The sequence below is a fragment of the Embleya scabrispora genome (assembly GCF_002024165.1).
Lineage (GTDB): Bacteria > Actinomycetota > Actinomycetes > Streptomycetales > Streptomycetaceae > Embleya > Embleya scabrispora_A.
Map to the genome: position 1 here is coordinate 472915 of NZ_MWQN01000002.1, position 14746 is coordinate 487660.

14 protein-coding genes are annotated in these 14746 nt (G+C 72.7%); 7 read left to right on the forward strand and 7 right to left on the reverse strand.

From position 1 onward, the window contains the following. Positions 1-114: 114 nt before the first annotated feature. Complete coding sequence (locus B4N89_RS32620; protein ID WP_078980072.1) at positions 115-831, reverse strand: NAD(P)-dependent oxidoreductase; 717 nt, start codon at positions 829-831, stop codon at positions 115-117. 93 nt (positions 832-924) lie between these two features. Between B4N89_RS32620 and B4N89_RS32625 the strand changes: the two genes are divergently transcribed. Next, positions 925-1626: a TetR/AcrR family transcriptional regulator gene (locus tag B4N89_RS32625; protein ID WP_414646437.1), complete on the forward strand. Its 702-nt coding sequence runs from the start codon at positions 925-927 to the stop codon at positions 1624-1626. Here the strand turns inward: B4N89_RS32625 and B4N89_RS32630 are convergent. Then, complete coding sequence (locus B4N89_RS32630; protein ID WP_078980073.1) at positions 1579-2184, reverse strand: TetR/AcrR family transcriptional regulator; 606 nt, start codon at positions 2182-2184, stop codon at positions 1579-1581. The genes B4N89_RS32625 and B4N89_RS32630 overlap by 48 nt on opposite strands. Positions 2185-2302: 118 nt before the next feature. Here B4N89_RS32630 and B4N89_RS32635 point away from each other — a divergent pair, with 118 nt between their 5' ends. Beyond that, positions 2303-3778, forward strand: coding sequence for an MDR family MFS transporter (locus tag B4N89_RS32635; RefSeq protein ID WP_078980074.1), 1476 nt, complete (start codon positions 2303-2305; stop codon positions 3776-3778). A gap of 75 nt (positions 3779-3853) precedes the next feature. On the opposite strand, the gene B4N89_RS32640 is transcribed toward B4N89_RS32635, so the two are convergent. Then, positions 3854-5458 carry an FAD-dependent monooxygenase gene (locus B4N89_RS32640; protein ID WP_078980075.1) on the reverse strand — a complete coding sequence of 535 codons (1605 nt, stop codon included), beginning with the start codon at positions 5456-5458 and terminating at the stop codon, positions 3854-3856. Between the two features lie 126 nt (positions 5459-5584). On the opposite strand from B4N89_RS32640, the gene B4N89_RS32645 reads away from it, so the two are divergent. Continuing rightward, positions 5585-6196 carry a TetR/AcrR family transcriptional regulator gene (locus B4N89_RS32645; RefSeq protein ID WP_078980677.1) on the forward strand — a complete coding sequence of 204 codons (612 nt, stop codon included), beginning with the start codon at positions 5585-5587 and terminating at the stop codon, positions 6194-6196. A 120-nt stretch (positions 6197-6316) separates the two neighbouring features. Here B4N89_RS32645 and B4N89_RS32650 read toward each other — a convergent pair whose 3' ends face one another. After that, positions 6317-6961 (reverse strand): class I SAM-dependent methyltransferase, encoded by a 645-nt coding sequence (locus tag B4N89_RS32650; protein WP_078980679.1) that lies wholly within the window; start codon positions 6959-6961, stop codon positions 6317-6319. A 130-nt stretch (positions 6962-7091) separates the two neighbouring features. On the opposite strand from B4N89_RS32650, the gene B4N89_RS32655 reads away from it, so the two are divergent. The 3 genes from B4N89_RS32655 (at position 7092) to B4N89_RS32665 (ending at position 10289) form a co-directional block, all read left to right on the forward strand. After that, positions 7092-8009 carry a phosphotransferase family protein gene (locus B4N89_RS32655; RefSeq protein ID WP_078980076.1) on the forward strand — a complete coding sequence of 306 codons (918 nt, stop codon included), beginning with the start codon at positions 7092-7094 and terminating at the stop codon, positions 8007-8009. A gap of 402 nt (positions 8010-8411) precedes the next feature. Continuing rightward, positions 8412-9392, forward strand: coding sequence for a polyprenyl synthetase family protein (locus B4N89_RS32660; protein ID WP_235619047.1), 981 nt, complete (start codon positions 8412-8414; stop codon positions 9390-9392). 207 nt (positions 9393-9599) lie between these two features. Next, a complete protein-coding gene (locus tag B4N89_RS32665) occupies positions 9600-10289 on the forward strand; it encodes a helix-turn-helix transcriptional regulator (RefSeq protein WP_143658163.1) in 690 nt (229 codons plus the stop codon). Positions 10290-10343: 54 nt separating this feature from the next. Here B4N89_RS32665 and B4N89_RS32670 read toward each other — a convergent pair whose 3' ends face one another. Next, positions 10344-10853 carry a methylglyoxal synthase gene (locus tag B4N89_RS32670; RefSeq protein WP_235619048.1) on the reverse strand — a complete coding sequence of 170 codons (510 nt, stop codon included), beginning with the start codon at positions 10851-10853 and terminating at the stop codon, positions 10344-10346. 538 nt (positions 10854-11391) lie between these two features. Further along, a complete protein-coding gene (locus B4N89_RS32675) occupies positions 11392-12744 on the reverse strand; it encodes an MFS transporter (protein ID WP_078980079.1) in 1353 nt (450 codons plus the stop codon). A gap of 133 nt (positions 12745-12877) precedes the next feature. Here B4N89_RS32675 and B4N89_RS32680 point away from each other — a divergent pair, with 133 nt between their 5' ends. Then, on the forward strand, positions 12878-13855 hold the full coding sequence (locus tag B4N89_RS32680; RefSeq protein ID WP_078980080.1) for an ArsR/SmtB family transcription factor: 978 nt from the start codon (positions 12878-12880) through the stop codon (positions 13853-13855). 70 nt (positions 13856-13925) lie between these two features. On the opposite strand, the gene B4N89_RS32685 is transcribed toward B4N89_RS32680, so the two are convergent. Next, positions 13926-14732 carry an SDR family oxidoreductase gene (locus B4N89_RS32685; protein WP_078980081.1) on the reverse strand — a complete coding sequence of 269 codons (807 nt, stop codon included), beginning with the start codon at positions 14730-14732 and terminating at the stop codon, positions 13926-13928. Between the last annotated feature and the right edge of the window lie 14 nt (positions 14733-14746).

Consider the following 14746-nt stretch of genomic DNA (forward strand, 5'->3'; position numbering starts at 1 on the left):
TCGAAGAACGGCGAGCGTTGCCGCGCGGCAACGTCGTCGGTGCCGGGGAGCGACACGGAAGCGCTGCGGCATCGGTCGGGCCGGTAAACCGAACGGCCGCGTGGGCCGGTTCGTTTACCGGCCCGACGCCCCGCCGCCCGCGTGGGCGAGGGCGCTGGGGGTGCGGCAGCCGACGATCGCCGGGGCTTCCCGGACGAGTTCGTCGTCGGTGAGCGCCGTCACCATGAACAGGGCGAAGTCCACCCGGCGGGTGCGGTCGCTGGCCAGCACCGGATCGCCCACGTGCCGGCTCCATACGGGCAGGCCCTCGCCGTCCCCCTCCCTCAGCGTGCTGCCGCGCACCACCGTCCATCGGGTGTTGCTGTCGAACACCCGTCGGCACGCCTCGATCTGGTCGTCGATCTCCACGGCCCGGACGAGCCTGCCCAGCACGGCGGCGACCCGCACACCCAGGGTGAACAGCCGCGAGTAGCGGTCCTTGCCGTCGCGTGTGATGTGCCAACCGCAGGAGAAGATCAGCCGCGCGCCCGGTCGGGCGTGGTCGAGCACCGCCTGCGCCGTGCCGGACGCGTACTGCCGCACGCCCCACGGCACCAGCACCGTCAACACCCCGTCGCACCCGTCGACCGCCCGCCCAATCACGTCCGGATCGTTCGTGGGCCCGGGGACGACGGTCATCCTGCCCTCGAACGCGGCCAGCTTCGGCACACTCTGCTCCCGGCACACGCCGACCACCTCGTAGCCGCGCTCCAGGCACTGCCGGACCATGTACTGCCCGAGCTTGCCCGAGGCCCCGACGACGCAGACCTTCCTCATGCCTTCCGTACCCATGGCGCGGCCCTTCATCGGAATATCAACCTTATCTTGTAAGGCAAGTTAGCCTTATGTCGTAAGGTGGTCAATGGGAACGATCAAGGAGGGTGCATGAGCGAGGCAGCCAAGCGCCGCCGCGGCGGCTCGGCCCGCACGCCGCTCAGTCGCGAGCGGGTGATCGCCACGGCGATGGCGGTGGCCGACGAGAAGGGCACGGCCGCCCTCACCATGCGGGCCATCGCCGAACCCCTGGGCGTGGAGGCGATGTCCCTCTACCACCACGTCGCGGGCCGGGAGGAGGTCTTGGACGGCATGGTGGACGCGGTCTTCGCCGAGATCGAGCTACCGCCGCCCGGCACCGAGTGGAAGATCGCGATGCACCGCCGGGCGGCCTCGGCCCGCACCGCGTTGCGTCGCCACCCCTGGGCGGTGGCCCTCCTCGACTCGCGCGCCCACCCCGGACCCGCGACCCTGCGCCACCACGACGCCGTCGTCGGCGCCCTGCGCACGGCGGGCTTCTCCATCGCGATGACCGCGCACGCCGTGTCCCTGATCGACAGCTACGTCTACGGCTACGTCATCCAGGAACTGAGCCTGCCGTTCACCGGCACGGCGGACCTGACCGAGATCACCGACGAGTTCCTGCACGACCTCCCCACCGACACCTACCCCCACCTGACCGAACTGGCCAGGGAACTGGCCCGAACCCCCGACTACGACCCGGCCGAGGCATTCACCTTCGGCCTGACCCTGATCCTCGACGCCCTACACCCGACCGGCGCGTGCCCGGTCGTCGGCGTCGCCGACCAGTAGGGGGAGGAAGATCTCGTCGACGATCTCCTCGAGGGCCCGGTCGGGGGCGGCGGCGAAGGTGGTCAGGAATTCGTGGCGCAGCAGGTCGAATGGTAGGGACTTGATCCGCTCGGTGAGCCGCCCCGGGTCGATCTCGCCGCGTTCCACGGCTCGGTCGAAGAGGACGTCGACGGCCTCCTTGCGGCCGGTCACGAGCGGGTCGGTGATATCGCCGGGGCGGATTCCGGTCGCCTGGTAGTGGGCGGCCAGGTGTGCGATCACGATGGTGGCCAACTCGGCCCGGGTGCTGTTGATCTCGCGCATCAGGGTCAGCACGTCCTCGCGCAGGCTTCCCGTGTCGGGGATGGCCAGGCGGGCTTCCTTCATGGTGTGCGCGATGGTGGCCCGGACCAGTTCGTCGCGGTCCGACCAGCGGCGATACAGCACCGGCGGGCTGGTGCCGGCCCGCTTGACCACGGCGTCCATGGTGAATTTGGCGTAGCCGTGGAGGGTGAGTTCCGCCCAGGCCGCGTCCAGGAGCGCCTTCTCCAGTGCCGCCCCGCGGCGCCGCTCGGCCATCCGCGACCTCCTCTTCCTTCTCGGTCTTCCTCGTTTCCCATTGGATAGGTTGCCTATCTTATCGCGGCGCCCTACTCTGGCGATCGTAAGATAGAGAGCCTTTCTTAAGGAGTCGTCCATGACCGCCTCGGGCGCTCAGTCGCCACCCGCCGCCGCAGACCCCGACCGCATCGACCCGGCCCTGCGGCGCCTGACCTTCACCCTGATCATCGGCGCGCTCGCGGTCATGTTCGACGCCACGATCATGAGCGTCGCCATCGACGACCTCGCCGGGCAGATGCACGCCTCGGTGTCCACCGTCCAGTGGGTGAGCACGGCCTACCTGCTGGCCCTGGCCACCGTGATGCCGGCCGTCGGCTGGCTCCAGGCGGCCCTGGGCGGCAAACGCCTGTGGATCGCGGCGCTGGGTGTGTTCCTCGTCGGCTCGCTGCTGTGCGCCGCGGCCTGGAACGCGCCGAGCCTGATCGCCTTCCGGGTGGTCCAGGGCTTCGGCGGCGGCATCATGATGGTGCTGATGACCACGCTGATCATGCAGGCCGCCAAGGGCCGCAACATCGGCCGGGTCATGGCCTTGATCACCGTACCCACCGCCATGGGGCCGATACTCGGCCCGGTGCTCGGCGGCGTCATCCTGCACCTGGGCGACTGGCGCTGGATCTTCCTGTTCAACGTGCCCTTCTGCGTCGTCGGCGCCTGGCTCGCCGCCCGTGACCTGCCCCGGGACCGGCCCGTTTCCCGTCCCCGGCTCGACGTCGTCGGCATGCTGCTGCTCTCGCCCGGCGTCGCCGCCGTCATCTACGGCCTGTCCCGGATCGGCGGCTCGCAGGGGCCGGCCGACCCCACGGTATGGCTGCCCCTGGCCGCCGGGCTCGCCCTCCTGCTCGGCTACCTCGGCTGGGCGCTGCGGCGCGGACGGCGCGCCCTGGTCGACATCGGACTGTTCCGCCACCGCGCCCTGGCCTCGTCGTCGGTGCTGGTGTTCCTGTCCGGCGCGTCCCTGTACGGCACGATGCTGCTGCTGCCGCTGTACTGGCAGCAGGTACGCGGTGAGGACGCGCTCGGCGCCGCGCTGCTCCTGATCCCGCAGGGCGTGGGCACCCTCGTCTCGCGCACGCTCGCCGGGCGGTACATGGACCGCTTCGGCGCCCGCCCCGTCGCCGTCGTCGCGTGCGCTCTGGCCTGCGCGGCCACCGTGCCGTTCGCCTTCGTCACCGCGTCCACCGGCAATCTCGTGCTGATGGCCGTGCTGTTCGTGCGCGGCGTGGGACTCGGTGGCGCGATGACCACGATCCTGGGCGCCGCCTACATCGGACTCGCGCCCGAGGAGATCCCGCAGGGCTCCGGCATCAGCCGCCTCGCCCAGCAGATCGGCGGCTCGGCGGGCACCGCGCTGCTCGCCATGATCCTGCAGCGTGCCTCCGCCGACGCCCACACGCCGGCCGCCCTGGCCTCGGGATTCGGCGACGCCTTCTGGTGGGCCACCGCGTTCACCGCCGCCGCCGTCCCGCTGTGCCTGCTCCTGCCCGGCCGCCCCGCCGACCCGCCGTCGCGGGAGCGGGACGCCGCACCCGCCGGGGAACCCAGCGCGGTCTGAGCGATTCGCCCCCGAGGAGCCCGCCCGGAGCCCGGGTTGTTCGGGGCGGGCTCGGGACGGGCTCGACGGGGCCGGTCAGTGCGTGCCGACCCAGCGGAGCCTGGCCGTGGCGAACCGCTTCGTGGCCTCGGCCGGTTCGTCCGCCGCGTGCGCGGCCCAGATGACGATGCCGTCGGGACGTACCAGCAGGCTCGGCCGATCCGGCTCCGCGGTCGGGTCGGCGACGTGCACGATCCGGTCGTCGAGCAGCCGGACCGCGTCCGCGAAGCGACCGTCGGCCGAGCGGTCGATCAGGACGAAGCGGCCGTCGTGCGCGAAGTCGGCCAGGCGGCGGCCGGACGTCAGGAGGACGTCGCCCACGATGGACCCGACGGGCGCGGCCGCGTCGTCCGCGACGTCGTAGTGCTGCATGATGCCCGAGGACAGGGCGACCATACGGTTCGTCGCGCCCGGTACGGCGAACAGTTCGTCGCCGACGACCGCGCGCAGCTGCCTGGTCCGCTCGTCGCCGCGCATGAGGGCGACCTGGGCCCGGGTCCAGTCGAGCACCCAGTCGGCGATCGGGGCGCGCTCCGCGTGGTAGGTGTCCAGCAGGCCGGCCGGCGCCCAGCCCTGGATCGTCGCGGCCAGCTTCCACCCCAGGTTCACCGCGTCCCCGAAGCCGAGGTTCAGGCCCTGCGCGCTGAACGGCGAGTGCACGTGGGCGGCGTCGCCGGCGAAGAGCACCCGGCCGTGGCGGTAGCGTCCGACCCGGCGGGCGTTGTCGGACCAGCGCGTCGCCCGCCCCTGTATCCCCTTCAGGGTCACGTTCGTGCCGGTGACCTCGCGCACCGCCTCCTGGAGTTCGGCCAGGGTGACGGGCGCGTCGCGGTCCTCGGGCTGTGCGCCGAAGCGGGCGACGAGGATCCGGCCGGCGACGGGGCCGTAGGCGTAGACACCGGTGGGCGTCCAGTTCCACCCGTGCGCCAGACCGGTCGCGTCGAAGTCGGCGATGGCCTGGTAGCCGACCAACTCCGGGGCGGTGCCGATGAATTCGACGCCCAGCTGCTTGCGGATCGCACTGCGTCCGCCGTCGGCCGCGACGACCCAGTCGGCGCTCCACTCGCCCGCGTCCGTGTCGACGATGACGGCACCGTCGCCGTGGCCGCCGTCGCCGTCGCCGTCGCCGAGTATGTCGCCGCGCACGCCCTGCACCGTGACGCCCCGGCGCACGACGACCCCCAGCCGGGCGCAGCGCTCGGCGAGCAGCAGTTCCAGGTCGTACTGCGGCACCGCGATCCCCCCGGCCACCGCCGTGTGCGAGGCCAGCACCGGGTCAGCCTGGTCGACCAGGTCGTTGCGGAACATGATGCCCGCGAAGTGGCCCATCACCGGAAAGCGCGGGGCGCTGTCCTCGAACGCGCCGACCAGCCCGCGGGTGACGGCGGTACCGCCACCGGCGGTGAACCGCCCCGCGGCGGCCATCCGCCGGCGCTGAATCTCCTCCGCCGCCGGCAGCAGGCCGCGCCGGTCGAGGATCTCGGCGCTGGCCACGTTGATCGAGCCGGACTTGATGGTCGGGTCCGGCTCGGCGAGGCGTTCGAGCACGGTCACCCGTACGCCCTGAACGGCCAGTTCGCCGGCGAGCAGGAGCCCGGTGGGCCCGGCGCCGACGACGATCACATCGCTCCGCTGCTGCATGGTGCACCCCTTGGACTGAGTCCCTCGACTGTCTCGGTAGCCTTACTCAGCAAACTCACCGAGTAGATTGACCCAGTAGCCTTACCGAGTAAGCCTTACCCGGTAAATGTAACACGAGAGGTGGGCATGCCGAACCGAGGAGACCGAGGCGGCGCGAAAACACGCGCCCGGATCGCGGAGGTCGCGACGCGGATGTTCCTGGAGCGGGGCTTCGACGAGGTCACGGTCGCCCAGGTCGCGACCGCGGCAGGCGTCTCGAAGGTGACGGTTTTCTCGCACTTCGAGCGCAAGGAGGATCTCCTGCTCGACCGGCTTCCGGCCGCGATGGACACCCTGCGCACCGCGATCCGCGAGCGCGCCGAGGGTGTCGGCCCGGTGCAGGCGTTTCGTACCCTCGCCGTCACCCTCGCGGAACAGCGGCGCGCCCTGACCGGGCTCGGTGACGGCATCGAGCCGGTGCTGCGCACGGTCGCCGGCTCCCCCGCCCTCCTCGCCCGGCTCCGGGATTTCGAGCACGAGGTCGAGGCGGCGCTGGCGGACGACCTGCGCGAGGATCCGCGCTTCACCGGCAATGCGGACCTGGTCGCGGCGCTGATGGTCGCCGCCTATCGCACGGTCGCCGTGGGCACGGCCCGGCGCCGGCTCGCCGGGGACGATCGTGCCGAGATCGTCGCCGCGCACCTCGCACGACTCGACGAGGCGTTCGACGCGGTCGAACACGGGATCACGCCCGGCTGACCCCGGGCTCCTCGGCGTCGGGGGCGGTCGCCGAACCGTCCCCGACGCCCGGCGGGCCGGTCGACCGTCGCCGGGCGGGCACGGCGACCGGTGATCCCGTGCACCGGAACCGGGTTCGAGCTACCCGACCCGCCGCGCCAGCAGATAGCCGCGCCGCGTCTGCGCCTCCTCCGGATAGTGCGACCGCTCCAACCGCGCCTCCGGGGTGAAGCCCGCCGCGCTCAACTGCTCGACCACCGCCTCGATTTCGAGGTAGTGGAAGTCCATATCGACCTCCCGCCCCCACCACTGCGCCAGGTGCCGCACCTCGACGCCCAGGTGGAACGCCAGGAGCAGCCGCGCCCCGGGACGCAGCACGCGGTGCAACTCGACGAAGGCGGGCAGCAGTTCGCCGGCATCGAGGTGGATGATCGAGTAGAACGCGATCGCGGCACCGAACTCGCCGTCGGACGCGGGCAGACGCAGGAAGTCGCCCTCGCGGAACTCCGCCTTCGGGTGCTCGCGCCCGGCGATGGCGACCATGGCCGGCGAGAGGTCGATCCCGACCGCCCGCACGCCGCGCTCGGCGAGCCATCCGGTGATGTGTCCGGGGCCGCAGCCCACGTCCGCCATCGGCGCGTCGGGATCGCTCTGCTCGATCAGCGCGCTCAACAGCGCCCGATCCAGCGGCTTGTGGGCGAGTTCGTCGCCGATCCGCTCTCGATACTCCTCCGCCACGACGTCGTAGCTCCGCCGTACACGGCCGTGATCATTCGCATGGGACATGCCCGCCAGCATTCCACGCGGCCGAAACCCACGAACCGGTTCGCCCGGCCGACCACACGCTCGTCACCGCCGGCGGGACGCGGTGTCCCGGTCGCCCGGCCGTCCCCGCGCGGAGGCGATAATGCGGGCCATGGCGCGAAGTCCGTACGAAGGGGGAGTCGTGACCGAGGCCGAGCACGGCGGCACGCCCGCCGCCGACCGCGTCCTGTCCCGACACGCGGCGCTGTTGGCCCGCCTGTTGCCCACCGACCCCCCGGCCGCGTTGACGGTGCGTCAGGGCCAGTTCCACGACGTGGTGATGGGCGCGTCACGGGTGGTCTGCTTCGCCCGCACCGAGGCGGCCGAACGGCGGCTGCCCCGGCGCGCCGCGCTGATCCGGCTGCTCGGCGGGTTGTCGCTCGGCGTACGCACCCCCCGCTTGCTCGGCACGGGCAACGATCCGGGATACCTGCTGCTGGACCGGCTCCCGGGCGTTCCGCTCGCTCCCGACGCGGCCGTACCCGCCGGTGCCGCCGCGCAGTACGCGGCGCTGCTCACCGCCCTGTCCCGGGCCGCCGCGAACCCCGAGGTCCGCGCGGCATTCGCGACCGACGAGACCGAAGTGCCCGTGCCCGCCGCATGGACCGTCTTCGCCACCGACGTCCGCGCCGAGTTGTACCCGCTCATGTCGCCGACCGGGCGCAGCCGCGCCGACGCCGAACTCGCCGCCGTACAAGCCCTGTCCCCGGTGGTCTCCGCCCTGGTGCACGGCGACCTCGGCGGCGACAACCTGCTGTGGACGACCGTCGACGGTACGCGGCGGCTGAGCGGGGTCCTGGACTGGGACGAGGCCTCGCTCGGCGATCCGGCCGAGGACCTGGCCTCGATCGCCGCCACCCACGGCGACACCCTCGTCGCGGACGTCCTCGATCGGATGGGCCGGCGCGACGCCGCCACGGTGACCCGAATCGCCGCGATCCGGGGCACGTTCGCCTTACAGCAGGCGCTGTCCGCGCTCCGGGACGGCGATGGTGCCGAGTTGGCCGACGGGTTGAGCGCATACCGCTGATGCCCCACCGGGCCGCAACCGGTGCGAAACCACGCGATGGTGGGGACTGGAAGCACACGATCCCCGTTCGGGGTGGACGCACGCCGGCGTGATGCTTCCGCACTCGACTGTCGGTGACCGGTCGAGGTCTGTTGGGTTGGTCCGGGCGCCGACAAGTGCCCGCATCATGCGTCGCCCCCACCGCGCCTCGGCGTCGCGAGGCGGCGTGCCGGGGGCGACACAGGGGGTTCGCAAGCCGTGACCGAGACGACACCGCAGGTTTCCTCGACGACGCCGGCAGAGCAGTCGGGCCGGCAGGCGCATACGGCGACGTCGCCGCACAAACGTCGCCCGGGCCAACGGGCGCGCGCGGCAGGCGCGGTCGCCCCCGCACCCGGCCCGTACGAGCTGTGTGATCGCCCGGTGGTGGACGTACCGACCGTGCTGGCCGCCGAGTTCGCCCGCCGCTGGCCGAGCGACGCGGACGGGATGGACGCGGTGCACCGCTACGCGCTGCTGCCCACGGGGAAGTTGCTGCGGCCCGCGCTGGTGATGTACGCGGCGCTGGCGGTGGGCGGCGAGGTCGAGCACGCGCTGCCGGCCGCGGTGGGCATGGAGTGCGTGCACACCGGGAGCCTTGTCCATGACGACATCATCGACGCCGACGAGGAGCGGCGCGGACGGCCCGCGGTTCACCGGGCGTACGGCCCCGAGCGGGCCGTCATCGCGGGCAGCGGCCTGTATTTCGCCTGGTTCGGCACCCTCGCCGAGTGTGCCCGCAACGGGGTGTCGGCCGAGCGGATCGCGCGGGCGATGGCGGCCCAGGCCGAGGGCGGATACGCGATGTGCCGGGGCGTGTTCGACGAGTTGGGCTTCGCCGGGGACCTGGACTGCCCGGTCGAGGACTATCTCGCCATGGCCGGCGGCAAGACCGGCGCGCTGCTGGCCACATCGTGCCGGGTGGGGGCGATCCTGGGCGGCGGGGACGACGCGGCGGTGGAGGCGTTGAACGCGTTCGGACGCCATGTCGGGCTTGCCTTCCAGATCCGCGACGACCTGCTCCCCTACGCCGACGCCTCGGCCGCGACGATGGGCAAGCCCGCCGACAGCGACGTGTGCAACCACCGGCCGACCCTTCCGGTACTGCTCGCCCACGAGCGCGGCACCCTCGACCAGCGCGCCGCGATCCGACACGCGCTGCTGCACGAGCGCAACCCGGAGGTCGCGCTGACCCGCATGCGCACACTGGTCGAGGCGACCGGCGCGGCCGCCGACGCGCGGGCACTTGCCGAAAGCTACGAGCAGAGCGCCCGGGACGCGATCTCCTGGCTTCCGGTCAACCCGTACACGGAGGTCCTGCGCCGCTGGTCCCGGCGCGACCCGACGCCGCCCACCGGCGCCTGACCCCGCTCCCCGCACACCGTGCGCGTCTCCTCCGCGTCGCTGCGTCACCGAAAGTACGCTCCGGCATGGCGAAAGCGGCGTCGCGAACGCCCCTTCCCGGGTAGGTTGTACCGCGCCGACCGAGGTACGGACCGGCTTGAACAGGGCAATCGGGTGCATCCGGCCCGAAGTACCGTGATCGGCGCGGGAGTCGAAAGGTTGACCTACGTGACGAACCTGCCCGAACCGACTGCGCACCCGGTCGCCGGCGCGCCCAGGCGACCACCGGTCGCGGATCCGGGCGGCGGTCCGGACCCGAGCCGACTGCGGCTGCGGACCCGGGTCCTGATCCGGCTCGCCGACGACCGGCCGGCCGTGCGCGAGCGCCTGGCCGCGCTGATCGGCGCGTGCGCCGACATGGAGGTGATGGTCGACGGCGACGGGCGCGCAGCGCAGGTGGTGGTGACGGACGGGCGCGCACTCGGCCCGGACGGCGCCCCCGAGAGTCCCGCCGACGTCCTCGCCCGGCATCCGGGCGCCGCGTTGCTCGTGGTGTCCGCCGCCGCATCCGACCCGGCCGCACCCGGCGGCGCGTACGGCCGCCTGGCCGAGGACGCGAGCGGCGAGCGGATCGCGACGGCGATCCGGGACGCCGCACGCGGGCGGGCCGCGATCGACCCGGCGACGGTGGGACGCCCACGCCGTCGCACCGGGCACCCGGATCGGCTCACCGATCGCGAGGTGGAGGTGTTGTGCCTGATCGCGTCCGGTCTGAACAACGCGGAGATCGCCGCGACCCTGCGGATCGGCGCGGCGACGGTCAAGACGCACATCAACAACACGTTCGCCAAGATCAACGCCCGCAACCGCGGCGACGCGGTGCACTACGTCGACCGCCAGGGCCTGTCGCGCGGCTGAGAGCCGGGCCGAGGGGCCGAAGAGCCGACGGCGGCACCTGCCGGCGTACGGCGCCTATGCGGCCAGCGGCGCGAACACCGGCGACTCCGGCCGATCCGGGTCGTCGGCCACCGCGAGCAGGGGCGAGGTGATCACGAAGTCGGCGGTCGCCCGGTTGCAGGCCACCGGGATGTCCGCGAGCACCGCGAGGCGCAGCAGCGCCCGCACGTCGGGCTCGTGCGGCTGGGGGCTGAGCGGGTCCCAGAAGAACACCAGCAGGTCCACGTCGCCCTCGGCGATCCGCGAGCCGATCTGCTGGTCGCCGCCCAGGGGACCGCTGCGGAACCGGATGATCTCCAGGTCGAGTTCGTCGGCGAGGATGCCGCCGGTGGTTCCGGTCGCGTACAGGCGGTGCCGGGTCAGCGTCTCGCGGTGCGTCCGGGCCCAGGCGAGCATCTCCGGCTTGCACCGGTCGTGCGCCACCAGGGCGATGCCGCGCTCGCGCGGCTCCCGGGCCGCCTCGGGGGCTTCGCGCGGTTCGTGGTGCCTCGGGTCGAGCAGGTCGTTCGGTCGGGTCACAGGCATCTCCGATGTGTCGGTGTTTCGCATGCCCTCAGTCTGACCGGCCCGTGTTGCCGCGCCGTGGCCACGACATGACGACCACGAGAAGTCGCCCGGATCACGAGACACCGCACGCGCGGACTCACCGCCCCCGAGTCCCCGACGCCCGACGAGGGCCGGGCCCTGATGCCACCGCCGCCCGCCTTCGCACATCGCCCGCGCCCACCGTCGTGCCGGCCGGGATGGGCGGCGCCGGGACGGGCGGGGCACATACCGGCAGCCGGGGAAGGCATCCGCGTGTGTCGCGGCGGTCGGCGGCGAGGAGCGCTTGGCCGAGGATGCCTTCCGCCGGCGCGCACGCCTGTCCGGTACCGGGTCCTGGAACACCCGGTGGCCGGCGCCGCGCAGCCGACCGTACAGTCCCTGGTGATCCGCAACGGGGTGGTCGGGCCGCGCTTCGTGACCCGCGCGGGCGACGGGAGGCGGCCGGATCGTGCGGGTCGACCGGCGCGGCAACGACACGGTGTGCCGTCAGGTGCCGACGTACCCGGAGTACGCGAGGTCACCTCGATCGCACGGCCCCTCGGTCCCGCGGGGTCCGCGCGGCCCGTCGAGCGCGCCCGGCGCGCACCGGGGCCTCGGCGGGCTCACCGCCGGCGGCGGTGACCACCCGCACCGCCGGCCCCTCCGGAAGCGTGCGCAGCGCGCGGATCGGCGAGCAGAACACCGGCAGGAAGGCCAGCGCCATGCACACGGCGCCGACCCACATCGCCGCGTGCACCCCCGCGAACTCGCCGATCAGCGCCGCCGCCACCGCCCCGATCGCCGCCGCGCCGGTGAGCAGGCAGCGGAAGGTCGCGTTCATCCGCCCGAGCAGCGCGTCGGGGGTCAACCGCTGCCGCAGACTCACCCCGAGCACGTTGTCCACGCCCATCCGGGCCGTGCACAGGAACCACCCGACGCCCGCGACTCCCAGCCACGGCCCACGATCGAGCAGGGGGATCACCAGCGCGGCCGGCGCCAGGCACAGTCCGGCCAGACCCATCGTGCGGCCGTAGCCGAACCGGTGCGAGATCGGCCGGGCGGACCGCGCGCCGACCAGGATGCCCACCCCGCCGATCGCCAGGAACAGCCCCAACGCACCGGAAGGAAGGTCGAGTTCGCGAACGAAGAGCACCGGAAGCAACACGGTGACCAGTTGTGAGCCGAAGTTGGTCAGCGCCGCCGTGCACATCAGCGCGCGCAGTTCCCGACCGCGCCACACGTGCCGCAGCCCCTCCCCGATCTCGGCGCGCAACCGGCGGGCGGGGCCGTCGGCGGCGGCCGGGGCGCCGTCGGTACGGATCCGGGCCAGCCCCAGCCCGGACGCGAGGTAGCCGACGACGGTGGACACCACCGCGAACGGCGCCGCGACCACCTGCACCAGGAACCCGCCCGCGCCGCGCCCGGCGATGTTGGCCGTGGCCATCAGGCTGACGATGGCGGCATTGGCCGGCACCAACGCCTCGCGGCCGACCAGGTGGGGGACGAAGCTCTGCGAGCCGACGTCGAAGAAGACCGTCGCGCACCCGTTGAGCAGGACCACCGCGTACAGCTGGGGCAGCGTCAAAACGTCCAGCCACCACGCGAGCGGGATCGAGCCGATCAGCGCGGCGCGGACCAGGTCGGCGACCATCATCACCCGGCGCCGCCGCATGCGGTCCACCCAGGCGCCGGCGGGCAGGCCGATCAGCAGGAACGCCACCGTGCCGAGCGCGGCCAGCGCGCCGACCTGGCCGGGGCTCGCGTCCAGGGCCTCGACGGCGATCAGCGGGATGGCGACGTAGCCGATGTTGGTGCCCAGTTCGCTGAGCGCCGCCGCGGTGAACAGCGTGCGGAAGTCGGCGACCCGCCAGGGAGAGTGCGCGTGGCTCATGCCGGCAGCCTGCCTGGCTCCCGCACCGACACCGCAATGATTTAGCCGGAGCTGAATCCTCGTCGGATTCTTCGGCCGAGTCCTCGGCTCGCTCCCCGGCCGATCCCTTGCCGCCGCGGGTAGCCTGAACCGGGTGATCGAGATCGAGTTCACCCCGGAGGACGTGGCCCGCACCCGCTTCGCGATCTCCCCGCTGTGGGAGGTCGTGGCGAGCGTCCGCGTCCTCAAGGGCGCCGACGAGCAGGGCATCCACCGGGTCTGGACCGAGCAGGTGCGCGACCGGCTGGCCGCCGCGAAGGTCGACCTGACCCCGCTCACCGACCTGATCCCGGTCCCGACCCTGGCGCTCGCGGGTTTTCTGGCCCCGCCGCCGACCACCCCGCTGACCTCGCTGGACGTCGAACTGGCGGCGCTGCGCGCGACGCCGCCGGAACTGCTGCGCACGTCCTCCGCGATCACGCCGCAACGCGTCGCCGAGATCCGCGCCGACCCGGATCGTGAGCTGGGCCGGCTCTCGGAAACCATCCAGGCGTATTGGGAGGTGGCGCTCGCGCCGTACTGGCCGCGCATCCTCGCCTTCCTGGAGGGCGACATCCTCTTCCGGGCCGGCCGACTCGTCGAGGGCGGCGCCCGCGGCCTGTTCCACGACCTGGACCCGCAGGTCGCCTGGGACACGGGCACGCTCCAGGTGCAGACCCGGTTCTGTCGCGATCGACGCACGCTCGGCGGTCGGGGGCTGCTGCTCGTACCGTCGGCGTTCGTCTGGCCGCGCGTGTTCTCCGTGCTGGACGGGCGCTGGCAGCCCACGCTGCGTTATCCGCCGCGCGGCATCGGCACGCTGTGGTCGGCCGCGCCGGCGCCTTTGGCGGTGCCCGACGCGCTCGCCGGCGTACTGGGCCGCTCCCGCGCCACGCTGGTGGCCGAACTCACCACGCCGGCCTCGACCACGGACCTGGCCCGGCGTACCGGATTGACCCCGGGCGGCGTTTCGCAACACCTGTCCGCGCTGCGCGCGGCGGGCCTGGTCGGCGCGCATCGGGCCGGGCGGGTGGTGCTGTACGCCCGCACACAGGCGGCGGAAACGCTGCTGGCGGCGGCCGGTTCGGCGTAGGACCCGCCCCGACACGCGATCGGTGCGCGGATCCATCGCGGCCATCCCCTCGCCGTAAGCGCGTCCCGCGCTAGGGGGTACCCGATGCGGTCGTCGCGATGCCGCCGTCCACCGGGATGATGGCGCCCGTGAGGTAGGCCCCGGCCCGGCCGGCGAGAAACACGGCGATACCCGCCATGTCGTCGTCGCGACCGATCCGGCGCAGAGGGGTGGCCGCCGCGATCGTGTCGCCAATGGCATCGAGCGTGGACGCCATCATCTGCGACGGGAACACTCCCGGTGCGACCGCGTTCACCGTGATGTGCTGTGGGCCCAGTTCCCTGGCGAGCACTCTGGTGAGTTGATGGAGTGCCGCTTTGCTGCCGGCGTACGAGTAGTTGGGCGCCTGGGCGACGTGGATGGCGGCGATACTGCCGATGTTGATGATCCGCGCGGGATCATCGGCGGTGCCCGCTGTGCGAAGTGCGGGGAGCAGCGCCTGCACCAGCCGGAACGGAGCCTTGAGGTTGAGGTCGATCACCGCGTCCCAGCCCTCGTCCGGGAAGGTCGCCAGCGGCTCGCGCCACATCGCTCCCGCATTGTTGACAAGAATGTCCAGGCATTCCGAGTCGGCCTTGACCAGATCGGCGAGGCGCACACACTCGTCGCGCCTGGACAGGTCGGCGGGAATTGCTCGAACGTCGCCGAATTCGGACAGCAGACGCTGTGCCTTTGCACACGCGTCCGCCGTGCGTGAGCTGATCACGACGCGGGCGCCCGCCTGGAGAAGGCCGCGCGCCATCATCATCCCGATGCCCTTGGTACCGCCCGTGACAAGGGCGTACTTTCCACTCAGATCGAATAGTTCTCGATGAGTGGTGAATTGCTTGTCCGCCATTGGTCTCCGTCGTT